Genomic DNA, 15,075 nt, shown 5'->3' on the forward strand with positions numbered 1-15,075 from the left:
CCGGAAGCTAAGACCCACAGCGCCGATGGTACTGCACCCGGGAGGGTGTGGGAGAGTAGGTCACCGCCGGAACAACTATTAAATGGTTGAGAGCCTCCAAACACCGTTTGGAGGCTCTCCCACTTTAACCACCCCTTCAATAACCACCCACCCGCCGGCACACGGCACCCACCCCCGACCGGCCGCCGTCGAACCCTGCCCGCACCGCGGGAGCCTCCCGCCGGAAACCCACACCAACTGCGAGAGCGTTCACCGGAAACCACATCAAGTGAGAGACCGTCCGCTGTGGGCGCAATTCCCCGGGAAAAGTCCGGAAATCCGGTGATTTAAGTCAAAAAGTGGCGGAAACACGCGGAATTTGCGGACCTCGCGGTCCCAAGCTGGTAAGTTTTCGAACAGTGGCTTGCACGCATGCCGCGTTCAGGCTCCAGAAATCGTGACCGTCCAGGAGGACATCAATGGCTAAGAACCGTAGCGAACTTGTTTCAGAGGTAGCAGGCAAGGCCGGCACCAGCCAGGCAGCCGTCAACTCCGTCCTCGATGCACTGTTCGAAGTTTTCGAGACGTCCGTCGCCTCCGGCGAGAAGATCACCATCCCGGGCTGGCTCGCAGTCGAGCGCACCGACCGTGCAGCACGCACCGGCCGTAACCCGCAGACCGGCGAGACCATCCAGATCGCAGCAGGCCACAGCGTGAAGCTGACGGCCGGCTCCAAGCTGAAGGCTGCGGTCGCCAAGAAGAAGTAGTCTTCTTCAGCACCAGCCTAGGGGCGGCAACCTTCGGGTTGCCGCCCCTTGCTCTTTCCCCTCGAAGGCCGATTCGCCGCCACGGCGCGGGTAGCGGACAATGAATAGGTGCCTTCTGCTGCAAAGTCCCGTCCCACAGCACCCCAGCCGGCCCCCGGTGCGGGCGCTACAACGCTGAGTTCCGGTGCTGTGGGGGTTTCCCGGCCCTGGCAGCTTCTGGGGCTTGCAGCCCTGCTTCTGGGACTGGTTGCAGCGCTCCTTTTCTCCGGCGCTGCAGCAGCCCGTGTGGTATCTGACCCCGGGGCACTGGCCCGCTGGGGACTGCCGGTCAGCAAGGCCATCCATAACGTGTCTCTGGCGACGGTGATCGGCGGGCTGATCTTCGCCGTCGGCATCCTGCCCAGGACCTCCGGCCCACGTTCCCGGACCAACGATGGGGACGCCCCCGAACACCCGGCGTTTTCAAGGGCCTTGGCCATAGCCGCTGCGGCCGGCGCGGTCTGGACGCTGTCAGCTATCGCCGTGCTTGTCCTCACCTATTCGGACGTCGCAGGCCAGGGGCTTTCCGGGGACGCAGAGTTCACCCGCGCCCTGGTGTACTTCATGACGGACATTGACACCGGCCGGGCATGGCTGTCCGTCACCATCATCGGGGCCGTGGTGACCACCGCCCTGTTCGGTGTCAGATCCCTGGGCGGCCTCGCGCTCACGCTGGTCCTGGCACTGATCGGGCTGGTCCCTGCCGCCCTGATCGGACACTCGTCGAGTTCATCGGACCACTCTGCGGCCGTCAACTCCCTGGGCCTGCACCTTGTGGGTGTCAGCGTCTGGGTGGGCGGCATCATCCTGCTGGCGCTCCTGTCCGGCGTCTTGGCGGGACCGAAGCCGGGCGCCGGCACGGACATCACCGAACCGACCCTGCGGCGGTTTTCGGCCCTGGCCGGCTTCGCCTTTGTGCTGGTATTCGCCTCGGGCGTCATCAACGCAAGCATCCGGGTCACCAACTGGGCCGACCTCTTTGGATCGCCCTACGGCCAGCTCATCCTGGCAAAGGCTGCGGCCACAGTGGTCCTCGGCGGCATTGGCTTTATGCACCGGCAGTGGGTGATCCCGCAGCTGGGCCGAAAGGGCTCGGCGCTGTCCTCGCGCCGCGTGCTGTGGCAGCTGATCACCGTGGAACTCCTGATCATGGGAGCCACCTCGGGTGTCGCCGTCGCCTTGAGCCGGTCGGCGCCGCCCGAGCCCACCACCTTCGCCCCTGACGCGTCGCCGGCATTCATCCTCTCCGGCTACGAGCTGCCGCCGGAACTGACCCCGGAGCGCTGGCTGACGGAATGGCGCCTCGACTGGCTCTGGGTGGCGGTGGTGCTGTTCGCCTTGACCGCCTACTTCCTGGGCGTGGCCAAGGTCATGCGGCGCGGGGACGGATGGCCGTGGTTCCGCTCCGTCAACTGGGTGATCGGCCTCCTGTTCCTGACCTACATCACCTCCGGGCCGCCGACGGTCTACGGCATGGTGCTGTTCTCCACTCACATGGTGGGCCATATGGCACTGACCATGGTGGCGCCGCTGTTCCTGGTGCTGGGCGCCCCGGTGACCCTGGCCCTGCGTGCCCTGCCTGCCCGTGCTGACGGCTCCAGGGGACTGCGCGAGTGGGTGCTGGTTTTTGTCCACTCCAAGTTCTCGCAGCTGGTCACTCATCCCCTGTTTGCCGCGGCAAACTTCGCGGGGTCCATTGTGCTGTTCTACTTCTCGGACGCCTTCGGCTTCGCGATGCGGGAGCACGTGGGCCACGAGCTGATGAACCTGCACTTCCTGCTCACCGGCTACATTTTCGTGCTGAGCATGATCGGCACGGACCCGTTGCCCCGCCGCGCGCCCTACCCCATGCGCCTGCTCCTCCTGCTGGCCACCATGGCCTTCCACGCCTTCTTCGGCGTCACGATCATGGGCGGCACCAGCCTGTTGGCGGCCGACTACTTCGGCAACCTCGGCCGCCCCTGGGGGCCGTCCGCCCTCCTGGACCAGCAACTGGGTGGTGCGGCGACCTGGGGCATCGGCGAGGTCCCCACCCTGCTGGTGGCTATCGGCGTCGCCATCATGTGGTCCCGCTCCGACGAACGGGAGACGCGCCGCACCGATCGGGCGGCGGACAGGAATAACGACGCCGATCTCACCGCTTACAACGATATGTTTGCCAAATTGGCCGAACGCGACGCCAGATTGGCTGAACGCAACAAGCTGGAAGGACGCTGATGAGCGAAACCGTACGCACCCAACTCCGGGTCCGCGCCTCCGAACTGGTGGGCCGTAACTGGCTCAACACCGGCGGGAAGTCGCTGGACCTCGAAGCACTGCGCGGCAAGATCGTGCTCCTCGACTTCTGGACTTTCTGCTGCATTAACTGCCTGCACGTGCTCGATGAGCTGCGCCCGCTCGAAGAGAAGTACTCCGATGTCCTGGTCACCGTGGGTGTGCACTCGCCCAAGTTCGAGCACGAGGCAGACCCTGTAGCCCTCGCCGCTGCGGTTGAGCGCTACGAGATCCACCACCCCGTCCTGGACGACCCTGAGCTGGACACCTGGAAGGCCTATACCGCCCGTGCGTGGCCTACCCTGGTGGTCATCGATCCCGAAGGCTACATCGTGGCCCACCTGTCCGGCGAAGGCCACGCAGACGGCCTGGCCGTGCTCATCCCGGAACTGATCGCCGAGCACGAGGCCAAGGGCACCCTGCACCGGGGCTCAGGCCCCTACGTGGCGCCGGAAGCCACCTCCGGCACCCTGCGCTTCCCGGGCAAGGCGCTCTTCCTCCCTGCCGGCCGCGGCAGCTCCGAGGCAGGCGCCCCCGACGCCGAAACGTCCGACGACGGCACCTGGCTTGTGACGGATACCGGCCACCACCGTCTCGTGGAGCTGGGCACCGACTTCCAGACGGTGCTCCGCACTTACGGTTCGGGCACCAAGGGATACGCCGACGGCCCCGCCGCGGACGTCGACTCCATCACGCCGACCGCCTGGTTCAACGAACCCCAGGGCCTTGTGCTGCTTCCGGAAGACGTGGCAGCGAAGGCGGGCTACGACGTCGTCATTGCCGATTCCGTCAACCACCGCCTGCGCGGGCTGTCCCTCACGGACGGAACAGCAACCACGCTCGCTGGCAACGGCGTTCAGCGGCTGCTGGAGACGGGCCCGGCCCGCGTGGATGAGGACGCCGCCGGGTTCACGGGCCAGCTCAGCGGGCACCCGCTGGAGGTCTCGCTCAGCTCGCCTTGGGATGTTGTCTGGTCCACCAAGCTCAATGCCGTGGTGGTGGCCATGGCCGGTACCCACCAGATCTTCAGCTTCGACCCGCTGACGGGCGCTGTGGCCATCGTGGCCGGCAACGGACTGGAAGGGCTGCTTGACGGGAAAGCCCACGAAGCATGGTTCGCCCAGCCGTCCGGCCTTGCCGAAGACACCGACGGAAACATCTGGGTGGCGGACTCGGAAACGTCCGCCCTGCGTAAGCTGGCGATAGCCGACGACGGCACGGTCACCGTGGAAACCGCCGTCGGAAAGGGCTTGTTTGACTTCGGCTTCCGTGACGGCGCGGCGGGCGAGGCACGGCTGCAGCATCCGCTGGGCGTGACCGTCCTGCCGGACGGCTCCGTGGCCATCGCGGACACGTACAACGGTGCCGTGCGCCGCTACGACCCCGCGGCAGGAAAAGTGTCCACCCTCGCGCGGGGCCTCTCCGAGCCCTCCGACGTGATTGTGGACCACACGCAGGCGGCCGGGTCTGAACCGCTTCTGGTGGTGGTTGAGGCCAACAAGCACCAGCTGGTGTACGTGCCGATCCCCAAGGAGGCGCAGCAGGTGGACGAGGGCGCATCACAGACGCACCGGCCCAAGAGCCCGGTGGCGCCTGGCCTGATGGAGCTGACGGTCCGTTTCACCGCGCCCACCGGCCAGAAGCTCGACGACCGTTGGGGCGACCCCACCCAGTTGAAGATCTCCTCCACGCCGCCGGAGTTGCTCGTGGCCGGCGGGGGCACGTCCGTCGGTCTGCTCCGGACGCTGGAGCTGGCCTCGGGCATCCCGGAAGGCGTCCTGCACATCACCGCCCGTGCCGCGGCCTGCGACGGCCCGGAGAACGAGGACGGCGAGATTCCGGACCACGCCGCCTGCCACCTGTACCAGCAGGACTGGGGCATTCCCGTCCTGCTGACGGACGACGGCGACACCGAGCTGGTCCTGGACCTGCGCGGCATGGACTGACCACCGCCGTCGTACTGACCGGAAGGCTGCCTCACGGGACATTGCGTCACGGGAGGCAGCCTTTTGCGTCTCCGGACCTGCGGCGCCCGCGGAAATCCGAGGCTTGCTCCGGCTAGTAGGTCAGGAGCGGGGTGACCTTGATGGTGTCGCCCTCGACGTCCAGGCGGGTGGTGAAGCTGAAGTCCACCTCTTCGTTCAACGGGAACCAGGCGCCGGTAAAGGAGCTCTGCTGGACAGCCTCCACCTTGGCTTTGCCGTCCAGGGGAGCAACCATCCAGCGGCCGCCGAAGGGCTCGATGGAGATTTCCGGGTACTTCGTGATGGTCCATTTGATGGTGCCATCGTCCACATTGTTGGTGCTGGAGAAGTAGAAGGGGCAGTCGGGCTGCAGCCGCTGCTGTTTCACGGCTTCGGCGGCGCAGCCGTCCAGGAACTCCTTCACCCTTTGGCCCACATCGTTCCGGAGCTGGTCTGTGGCCTCGGTCAGGAGGTTCAGCGGGGCTGCGGGAGCATCGCGGGAGGTGATGGTGGCGCGGGTGGCCGGGGCGGCGAAGTACGCACCGTTGAGGGAAGCCTCGTATTCGCCGGGGTATAGGACGGCAAAGGAGTTCCGTCCGGCCGGCATGTTCACCGGGACACCGTTGAGGTTGGCTTCGCTGGAGTTCACCACCGTGACGCCCAAAGTGGGCAGCCGCGACGGCACAAAGGCCCAGGTCCTGAAGAACAGCCATTCCGTGCCCGTCTCCTCCAGCAGGAACTCGGTGCGCAGGCGGCTGCCATCGATCGTGTACTGCACCGGAACCATGACCTGGCGCCCCGCGCGGTTCTCAGGCTCGCCGATGGTGATGTTCGCGAGGCGCGAGGCAGCCGTCTTCAGGGCCGTCCCGTCAAGCATTGCGGCGTTGCTGGGGGGCACGCTGGCCCGCAGGAGCCCCAGAGCCTTGCCGCCGTTGCCTTGCTGCAGCGCGTCCAGGTATTCGCGGACCGGCTGCTGCGGGCTTGCCACGGTATTGTTCACCACGTTGACGGCAACGATGGAAGCAGCCACGGCAAGCATGAGGCCCAGCAGCCACCCGGCCGCGATCCTCACCAACGCTTGACTCATCTGCACGCCCCTTACGTTACCTGCAAGCCCGCTGAACACTGGAGCAGGGCGGCCGGCGCTGGGGAGGGCAGGGGCTTTGTTAACGTCCGACGGCGGGAGTACGGCGCGCGGCATCGTCCGGTTTTGCCTACCGGCGGCGCCGGGACGAGGTGCCGAACACTCCTCGGAGCAGCTCGCGGCCGAGCTGGGTTCCCATGGACCGGACCATGCTCTTGAGGCCGCCGCCCAAAGCGCCACCGAGGGCGCCGGCGAGCTCGCCTGCGATCCCGCCGCCTGCCGGTGCCGGTTCGGGGGCTTGACGTGTCCGGGATGGTGCGGGCTCCGAAGCACGTTCCGGAGCCGGGCGGCTGCTGGGCCGGCCCAGGATTTCCTCTTCGATCCGGCGGGCCTCGGCGTCGACGTCGGCCTGGCTGGTACCTGCCTGGCCGGCAGCACTCGGAGCCGGCGGCTCACCCGGCGCGGCGTCGCCGGTGGACGCGGCACCCTTACCCGTGAGTTTTTCGTAGGCGGAGATGTTGTCCACGGCGGTCCCGTACTTGGCGAGCAGCGCCGATCCGGCCACGGTGCTCTTGACGAGGTCGTCGGCGCTGGGGCCCATGACCGATTCCGGGGCGCGCAGCCGGGTGAGGGCAACCGGCGTCGGGGCGCCCTTTTCGTTCATGACGGTGATGACCGCTTCGCCGATCCCCGCGGACGTGAGGGTCTCCTCGAGGTCGTAGTCGCTGACCGGGAACGTGGAGACGGTGGCTTTCAGGGCCTTGGCATCTTCCGGGGTGAACGCGCGGAGGGCGTGCTGGATCCGGTTGGCCAACTGGCCCAGGACGTCCGCGGGCACGTCCTTGGGGGTCTGGGTGACGAAGAAGATCCCCACGCCCTTGGACCGGATCAGCCGGATGGTGGTGGTGATGGCGCTCAGGAAGGCCTTGGACGCGCCGTTGAAGAGCAGGTGGGCCTCGTCCAGGAAGAACACCAGCTTGGGCTTATCCAAGTCGCCGGCTTCAGGCAGGTCCTCGAACAGGTCCGCCAGCAGCCACATCAGGAAGGTGGAGAACAGCATCGGCTTGGTCTGCAGCGTGGGAAGTTCCAGGCAGGTAACCACGCCGCGGCCGTCCGGGGCGGTCCGGAGCAGCTCGGCGGTATCGAACTCCGGCTCGCCGAAGAACTTCTCCAGGCCCTGCGCCTCAAGGTTCACCAGTTCACGCAGGATGACGCCCGCTGTGGCCTTGGACAGGCCGCCCAGCTCCTCCAGCTCGTCCTTGCCTTCGTCCGAGGTGAGGAACTGGATGACCGCCCGGAGGTCCTTCAGGTCGACCAGTTCAAGGTTTTTCTGGTCCGCAAAGTGGAAGACCAGCTGCAGGCTGGACTCCTGGGTGTCGTTGAGTTCCATGACGCGGGAAAGCAGGATGGGGCCAAAGGACGTGACAGTGGCGCGCACCGGAATGCCGTTGCCGTCGCCTCCGAGGGCCAGGAACTCCACCGGATACGTTTTTCCGGCCCAGGGCTGGCCGATGCTGTCCGTGCGTGCCTTCAGTTTGTCGCTGCCGGCCGCCGCCGTCGCCAGCCCGGAGAGGTCGCCCTTAATGTCGGCGAGGACGACGGGAACGCCGGCCGCGGACAGCTGCTCTGCCATCATGTGCAGCGTGACGGTCTTGCCGGTGCCGGTGGCGCCGGCCACCAGGCCGTGCCTGTTCATCATGGACAGCGGCAGCCGGACCTGGGCTTCCTTGTGAAGTTCGCCGTCGACAATGGCGGCACCCAGCTCGATGGTGGCACCTTCCAGGGTGTAGCCCTTCTGGATGGTGGCAAGCTTTTCTGCAGTGGTTTTGTTGGCCATGCCGCTAGCTTAGTTGGCCGATGCCTTCAGATGTGGTGCAGACGTGCCGCTTTTCAGCTTGGCCTCAGGGCCGGCATGGTCCGCGTGCTCAAGCACCCGGGACACCGCGTAGCCGATGACCAGGCCCCAGAACGCCGGATGGATGTTGAAAAGGCTTATGCCGGACATGGTCACCACGAACGTCACCAGGGACCCCAGCGTGAACGTCGTGGCGAACGCGGTCACAAAGGCCTGCTGGAGGGCCCGCAGCATGGCAATGCCGCCGAGGGCGAGGATGAATTCCGTGGGCGTGGCCAGCATGAGCCGGGTGAGTGCGGGAGCCAGGAGGGCGCAGGCGATGGCCAGGGTGCCAAACACCACGGCAGCAGTGTACTGACGCTGCCTGGTTCCCGAGGACGTCATGAGGGCGTTGGTAGGGCCGGTCACGCACGCTGAGACAGCGCCGCAGCCGGCATTGAGCAACGAAAACGCGCCTGAAACGATGGCGAAGACGTTGACCGGCGGATTGTGGCCGGCGGCGCGGAGAACGGCGATGCCTTGGCCATTTTGCACAAACAACACGGTGAGGGCCAGGGGAACAACGAGCTCGAGCTGGGCAGCCCACGTGAACTCAGGGAGGGTGAAGACCGGGGTTGCCAGAATCGGTCCGCGCGCATGAAGGGAGAATTGATGGCTTGCCGCCACGGCGAGGCACCCTACGGCAAGGGTGCCGAGCACCGGTGGAAGAAACCGGCCCAGGGCAGGCACCGCCGTGAGGACCAGGTACGCGACCACCATGGGGGCAGCCACGACGGGGTTCGCCTGTGTTGAGGACACGATGTCCGTGCCGAATTTGAGGAATACGGCCGCCACCATGGACATCACAATGGGCATCGGAACCGCTGCCATGATCCGCCGTACCACTCCGGTGGCGCCCAGCGCGAGGACGAGCACACCGGACGTGAAGAAGGCCCCCACCACTTCCGCAAAGGACAGATGCTGAAGGGAGGGACCCAGGAGCACCGTCCCGGGAATGGACCAGGCGAAGCCCAGAGGCTGCCGATAGAGGAGAGACATGACCAACGTGGCCGCCCCGCCCGAAAAAAGGATGCCAAACACCCACGACGCGAGTTGGGCCTCGGTGAGTCCTCCCGCCGCTCCCACGGCCAGGGTCACGGCGATGGGGCCGGAGGCGGAGAAGATGAGGCCAATCACCCCGTTGGAAACATAGGGCAGCCCCATGTCACGGAAGAGCTGGCGCATGCCTGCGGGACGGACGCCCGGGCGCTCCAGCAGGGGCTGGCGTGCGTGCGGGTTGGCGGGTTGGTCCTGACGGGATGGCAGCATTCGGGCTCCTGGCAACGACGGCAAAAAATACAGGCGCCCCTGAGTTTGCACTCCGGGGCGCCTTTGGTGCCGGGCCGAGGCGCCGGCACCGATTCTGGGCGGTGGTTCTTACTTGTGCTGGCCTTCCTTGGCGAGGACGTAGTCATAGACCACTTCTTCGCCGGTGCCGCCATCCGTGCGCGGCCTGGGGTCGAGCATCAGTTCAGGCTTGACTGCCGAGGCGATGTCGTCAGCGTTGTGCGGGTCGCCGGGGAAGTACAGCTGCTGGGTTACGGGCTGGAAGCCGGGCGCGGAAACCTTGATGTGGATGTGTGCCGGGCGCCAGGCGTGCCAGCCTGCCGCGCTGATCAGCTGCCCGCAGGCTCCGTCCGTGGGAATCTGGTAGGGCGCCGGGCGCATCGTGTTGATTTCGAAGCGGCCGTCTTCGCCTGCCTTGACCGTGGCCCGGAAGAGCCAGTCGGGCAGGCCCGGTGCGTACTGGGAGTAAAACCCGGCGCTGTCGGCATGCCAAATTTCCACCTGGGCGTTCTGGATCGGGTTGCCGTCCGTGTCGGTGAACTGGCCGCTGAAGTGCAGTGGGGTGCCCTCCTCGTCCTCACGCATTTCGACGGTGCCGGGGGTCTGGAGCGCCGGGGAGCCCGGCACGTAGTAGGGTCCCTCGATGGTTCCCACGGTGCCCGGGCGGTCCTGGGCGTTGACGTCCTCCACGCTGTGCTCCAGCCACACGTCCAGGAAGAGGGGCCACTCTCCGTCAGTGCCTACCTTGATGAGCCAGGCTTTGAGTGCGTTGTACTCCTCATAAGTGACCTGGTGTTCTACGACGATGTCGTTGGCGGCCTTGATGAGTGCCCCGGCCAGCAGGCTCACTCTTTCCTTCGGCACATCCAGGTGGGAGAGCTTGCCTGAGGCGGTGAAGCGTTCGGTGGCTTTGGAGCCGGCTTCAACTGCAGTGCCCTCGTCCTCTTTGCGGGTGTCTGCCTGGGTCTCGGTCATGGTGATGTCCATACTCCTCTTTGAATAGGGGGCGGCAGGCTCTGGTCCTGAACCCGGTGCGAACCGGTGCTGCAGGATCCAAACCTGTCACGACGCAGATCGCGTGATGTCCGTCTCATCGTAGGCCCGAAATAATGACGCTACAAATATCGATTTGGCCTGTTTTCTGTCATGAAGCAGACATAAAGACACCCTTGGCCGAACCTAGGTGTTTGCCTGATGTGAGGGCGGTCACGACAGGCAAGACTTACGTGACAACGTTCCCACTGGGCACCGCGGGATGGCCCGGACCTCCCGCTCATCCGTCCAGCACCCTCCAATGAAGGAGCACGCCATGACCGAGAACCTGGCCCATGTCCGCGAGGTCCTTGCCGACGCCGTGATCGACGACCGTGAGAACGGCGTCATCCGTGCCAAGCGCGAAATTTTCACCGATGAAGAGATCTTCGAGCTGGAGATGAAGCACATCTTCGAAGGCAACTGGGTTTATCTCGCCCATGAATCCCAGATCCCCAACGTAGGGGACTACTTCACCACCAACATCGGCCGCACTCCCGTGATGATCACCCGCGACAAGGACGAAAACCTTAACTGCATCGTCAACGCCTGTTCGCACCGAGGCGCCATGCTGTGCCGCCGCAAGACGGATAACCGCACCACGTTCACCTGCCCGTTCCACGGCTGGACGTTCAAGAACTCCGGTGAGCTGCTGAAGGTCAAGGACTCCCGTAACGCGGGCTACCCGGAGACTTTCAACAAAGAGGGCTCCCACGACCTCACCAAGGTGGCCCGCTTCGAGTCCTACCGCGGCTTCCTCTTTGGTTCCCTGAAGGCAGACGTGCTCCCCCTCGAAGAACACCTCGGTGATGCCACCAAGGTGATCGACTCAATCGTGGACCAGTCCCCGGAGGGACTCGAAGTGCTGCGCGGCTCGTCCACCTATACCTACGACGGCAACTGGAAAGTGCAGGCCGAGAACGGTGCAGACGGCTACCACGTCACTGCCGTGCACTGGAACTATGCGGCCACCACGGCCCGCCGCAGCGCCGGCGACTCCGCCAACACCACCAAGGCCATGGACGCCGGCAAGTGGGGCAAGGTCAAGGGCGGTTTCTATTCCTACGACCACGGACATCTGCTGCTGTGGCAGGAATGGACCAACCCCGAGGACCGCCCGCTGTGGGACCGCCGCGAAGAGCTCGTTGCCAAGTATGGCGAGGAGATGGCCAACTTCATGATCAACATCTCGCGGAACCTCTGCCTGTACCCGAATGTCTACATCATGGACCAGTTCTCCTCGCAGATCCGCCACTTCCGGCCCATCTCCGCGGACCAGACCGAGGTGACCATCTACTGCATCGCACCCAAGGGCGAGTCACAGGAGAACCGGTCCAAGCGGATCCGCCAGTACGAGGACTTCTTCAACGCCACCGGCATGGCCACTCCGGATGACCTCGAGGAGTTCCGGTCCTGCAACAAGACGTACTGGGCCACCTCGGCCCCGTGGAACGACATGACCCGCGGATCCACCCATGAGATCGCAGGCCCCGACGAGCAGGCCCAGGCGCTGGGCATGACCAAGGTCATCGCCTCCGGGGTGCGCACCGAGGACGAGGGGCTCTACCCCATTCAGCACGGGTACTGGAAGGAAGTCATGGACCGGGCCCTGGCTGAAGCGGAGATCTCCGCACTGGACTCTGTTCCAGTCACAGCCTGACCCCCGTCCACGTGGAACCAGAGAGAGTGCAGAACCCATGACCAACCTGACAATGCCCGCCGCGGCGCTCAAGAGTGCCGAGGAGATCGCCACGCTCGAAACCGTCCGTGCCTTCCTGTACAAGGAGGCCCGCCTGCTCGATGACCGCCAGTTCGATGAGTGGCTTCAGTGCTATCACCCTGACTCCGAGTTCTGGATGCCCGCCTGGGACGTCGATGACCGGCTGACAGAGGACCCGCAGAACGAGATCTCGCTCATCTACTACGACAACCGCGGCGGCATCGAGGACCGCGTGTTCCGGATCAAGACGGACCGGTCCTCGGCCACGTCCCTGCCGGAGCCCCGCACCGGGCATAACATCACCGACGTCGAGATCATGGAGCACGACGGCGACCAGGTGAAGGTGCGCTTCAACTGGTTCACGCTGTACTTCCGCTACAACACCACGGACACGTACTTCGGGACCAGCTACTACACCATCGACCTCACCGGTGAGCCGGTCATCCGGAAAAAGAAGGTTGTCCTCAAGAACGACTACATCCACCACGTCGTGGACGTCTACATGATCTGACGGCCCCCGTGCCGGTGCCCGGCATTAGCCCGGCACCGGCCTTGGCCGTTTCAAAATCCGTGCCCGTCGGGCACATCCGCACTACCCGGGCCGCATCGACGCGGCCCCAGCCAGGAGGAAACCATGGGCCATAAAGTAGCCCTCAGCTTCGAGGACGGCGTCACCAAGGTCATCAAGGTCGGCGACTATGAGACCGTGATGGACGCCGCGTACAAGGCACGCATCAATATCCCCTCGGACTGCCGGGACGGCGCGTGCGGCACCTGCAAGGCCTTTTGCGATTCCGGCTCCTTCGATCCGGGCGACTACATTGATGACGCGATGACAGAGGATGAACTCGAAAAGGGGTACCTGCTCACCTGCCAGGCGGTTCCGGAGTCCGACCTGACCATTCAGATCCCGGCCACGTCGGAATCCGCGAAAACCTCAGCCACCACCTTCACCTCCACCGTGAAGGAGCTCAACAAGCATTCGGAAACGACGGTTTCCTTCACCCTGGAGACGGAAAACCGGGACGCCCTGGCCTTCCTCCCGGGCCAGTACGTCAACATCAAGGTCCCCGGAACGGACGCCGAGCGCTCCTATTCGTTCAGCAGCGGCCCCGAGGTGCAGGACGCATCGTTTATGGTCCGGGTGACACCCCAGGGCGCGATGTCCGAGTACCTGCGTGACAGGGCGGCCGTGGGTGACACCATCGAGTTCACGGGTCCTTACGGTTCGTTCTTCCTGCGTGAGCCCAAGCGTCCCCTGCTGCTCCTGGCCGGCGGAACGGGGCTGGCCCCGCTCCTGTCCATCCTCGAGAAGCTTTCCGAGAACCCGCCGTCGGTACCGGTCCATCTGATTTATGGCCTGACCAGGGAAGCGGACATCGTTGGCCTGGACTGGCTGCGCGAGTATGAGGCCAAGCTGCCCGAGTTCACGTGGGACTACATTGCCTCTGAACCGGGCACCTCCGCTCCCCACACGGGCTACGTCACCCAGATCATCGAGCCAAAGCACCTGAACGACGGCGACGTCGACATCTACCTGTGCGGGCCGCCTCCCATGGTCAACGCCGTGTCGAAGTGGCTGGATTCCGAGGGCATCAAACCTGCCAACTTCTACTTCGAGCGTTTTGCCCCCAAGGAAACCACCGGTGGCGACGCCGAAACAGGCGCACCGGCACCCGCAGAGAAGATCGAGGCCGAAGGCGACACGATGAGCCGCAGCGAGGCGGTCTCTTCCCTGGAGACCGGCCGGCTGGACTTCCGCAAGGAGGACAGCTTTGCCCAGCTGGACGCGCGCATGGGCCTGGAGCTCGCGGTGAGCGAGCTGATGCTCGGCCGCCTCAGCGAGGAGCAGCTGCACCAGTTCCGGCGGCTCGCCGAGGCCACCGCCCGCTCCGTAACTGACGGCACCATCCAGGACCCGGACGAGTTCGCACGCACCAACGAGGAATTCCACGAATACCTCTTCGTGGTCTGCGACAACCCCATGCTGCTTGAGTCCTACCGCCGGCTCGACGTGCACGCGCAGATGGCTGCGGCCCTCGAGGCGGGAACCCCCATTTTCGCGCGGGTCACCCAGGACCATCTCGATGTGGTCCACGCGTTTGAACGCCAGGACAAGGCGCGGGTGCGGGAGGTCATCATGGCCCATGCACGCGATGCGAAAGACACCATGGCCGGAGCGATCGACGCCAAGGCTGGAAGCCGATGACGCGGCCGTACGCTGGGAAGTTCGTTACCCCCGGCCGGTACGCCGGCAAGGTGGCCGTGGTGACCGGTTCCGCCCAGGGCATCGGCCGGAAGGTGGCCGAGCGCATCGGAGCCGAGGGTGGCGCCGTCGTCCTCGTAGACCGCGCCGAGCTGGTCCATGAGGTGGCGCAAGGGATCCAGGAAACCGCGCGCGCTTCCGGTTCAGGAGGTTCGGCCACCGCGGTGACCGCAGACCTTGAGACCTTTGCAGGAGCGCAGCAGGCCGTGGCGGCGGCGCTCGCCGCCCACGGCCGGGTGGACGTCCTGGTCAACAACGTCGGCGGCACCATCTGGGCCCGCCCGTATGAAGAGTACGACGAGGAGAAGATCGAGAAGGAGATCCGCCGCTCGCTCTTCCCCACTCTCTGGACCTGCCGCGCTGTGCTGCCGGCCATGCTGGAGCAGGGTTCAGGCACCATCGTCAACGTTTCCTCGGTGGCCACCCGCGGCATGCATCGCGTGCCGTACGCGGCTGCGAAGGGCGGGGTCAACGCCCTGACCCAGTCGCTGGCAATGGAAGTGGGCGGACGCGGCATCCGCGTGGTTGCGGCAGCCCCGGGCGGCACCGAGGCGCCGCCCCGCCAGGTCAAGCGCGGTCCCGAAGCCGAATCCGCCACGGAAAAGGCCTGGTACCAGGTGATCGTTGACCAGACCGTGGACTCGTCCTTTCTGAAGCGCTACGGGACATTGGACGAACAGGCCGCACCCATCGTGTTCCTGGCATCTGATGAAGCGTCCTATGTAACCGGCAGCATCCTCCCGGTCGCCGGCGGGGACCTGGGCTGAGG

At 65.4% G+C, this 15,075-nt stretch carries 11 protein-coding genes and 1 rRNA gene; 8 read left to right on the forward strand and 4 right to left on the reverse strand.

What is annotated here, in order from left to right; all coding sequences use genetic code 11:
* From rrf to AB4Y73_RS15490, 4 genes are all read left to right on the forward strand, one after another.
* A 5S ribosomal RNA gene (gene rrf, locus AB4Y73_RS15475) occupies positions 1 to 72 on the forward strand; the annotation flags it as partial.
* 386 nt (positions 73 to 458) lie between these two features.
* Entirely contained in the window at positions 459 to 746 is a 288-nt protein-coding gene (locus tag AB4Y73_RS15480) for an HU family DNA-binding protein (RefSeq protein ID WP_214961838.1), read from the forward strand.
* Positions 747 to 854: 108 nt separating this feature from the next.
* Positions 855 to 3,002: a cytochrome c oxidase assembly protein gene (locus tag AB4Y73_RS15485; protein ID WP_441872778.1), complete on the forward strand. Its 2,148-nt coding sequence runs from the start codon at positions 855 to 857 to the stop codon at positions 3,000 to 3,002.
* Positions 3,002 to 5,005 (forward strand): NHL domain-containing thioredoxin family protein, encoded by a 2,004-nt coding sequence (locus AB4Y73_RS15490; protein WP_441872779.1) that lies wholly within the window; start codon positions 3,002 to 3,004, stop codon positions 5,003 to 5,005. The genes AB4Y73_RS15485 and AB4Y73_RS15490 overlap by 1 nt, the downstream gene beginning before the upstream one ends.
* Before the next feature lie 112 nt (positions 5,006 to 5,117).
* On the opposite strand, the gene AB4Y73_RS15495 is transcribed toward AB4Y73_RS15490, so the two are convergent.
* The 4 genes from AB4Y73_RS15495 to catA form a co-directional block, all read right to left on the reverse strand.
* Complete coding sequence (locus tag AB4Y73_RS15495; RefSeq protein WP_441872780.1) at positions 5,118 to 6,110, reverse strand: hypothetical protein; 993 nt, start codon at positions 6,108 to 6,110, stop codon at positions 5,118 to 5,120.
* A 127-nt stretch (positions 6,111 to 6,237) separates the two neighbouring features.
* The gene (locus AB4Y73_RS15500; RefSeq protein ID WP_441872781.1) at positions 6,238 to 7,944 is read right to left on the reverse strand and encodes a helicase HerA-like domain-containing protein; all 1,707 of its coding nucleotides are present in this window, start codon (positions 7,942 to 7,944) and stop codon (positions 6,238 to 6,240) included.
* Positions 7,945 to 7,953: 9 nt separating this feature from the next.
* Positions 7,954 to 9,270 (reverse strand): benzoate/H(+) symporter BenE family transporter, encoded by a 1,317-nt coding sequence (locus AB4Y73_RS15505; RefSeq protein ID WP_441872782.1) that lies wholly within the window; start codon positions 9,268 to 9,270, stop codon positions 7,954 to 7,956.
* A 108-nt stretch (positions 9,271 to 9,378) separates the two neighbouring features.
* Positions 9,379 to 10,275, reverse strand: a complete 897-nt coding sequence (gene catA, locus AB4Y73_RS15510; protein ID WP_441872783.1) for a catechol 1,2-dioxygenase — start codon at positions 10,273 to 10,275, stop codon at positions 9,379 to 9,381.
* Positions 10,276 to 10,597: 322 nt separating this feature from the next.
* Here catA and benA point away from each other — a divergent pair, with 322 nt between their 5' ends.
* From benA to AB4Y73_RS15530, 4 genes are all read left to right on the forward strand, one after another.
* Positions 10,598 to 11,980 carry a benzoate 1,2-dioxygenase large subunit gene (gene benA / locus AB4Y73_RS15515; protein WP_441872784.1) on the forward strand — a complete coding sequence of 461 codons (1,383 nt, stop codon included), beginning with the start codon at positions 10,598 to 10,600 and terminating at the stop codon, positions 11,978 to 11,980.
* Between the two features lie 37 nt (positions 11,981 to 12,017).
* Complete coding sequence (gene benB / locus AB4Y73_RS15520; RefSeq protein WP_441872785.1) at positions 12,018 to 12,551, forward strand: benzoate 1,2-dioxygenase small subunit; 534 nt, start codon at positions 12,018 to 12,020, stop codon at positions 12,549 to 12,551.
* A 123-nt stretch (positions 12,552 to 12,674) separates the two neighbouring features.
* Positions 12,675 to 14,249 (forward strand): benzoate 1,2-dioxygenase electron transfer component BenC, encoded by a 1,575-nt coding sequence (gene benC / locus AB4Y73_RS15525; protein WP_441872786.1) that lies wholly within the window; start codon positions 12,675 to 12,677, stop codon positions 14,247 to 14,249.
* Positions 14,246 to 15,073, forward strand: coding sequence for a 1,6-dihydroxycyclohexa-2,4-diene-1-carboxylate dehydrogenase (locus AB4Y73_RS15530; RefSeq protein WP_441872787.1), 828 nt, complete (start codon positions 14,246 to 14,248; stop codon positions 15,071 to 15,073). The genes benC and AB4Y73_RS15530 overlap by 4 nt, the downstream gene beginning before the upstream one ends.
* The last annotated feature ends 2 nt before the right edge of the window (positions 15,074 to 15,075 follow it).

The sequence above is a fragment of the Pseudarthrobacter sp. TAF60_1 genome, assembly GCF_052113505.1.
Lineage (GTDB): Bacteria > Actinomycetota > Actinomycetes > Actinomycetales > Micrococcaceae > Arthrobacter.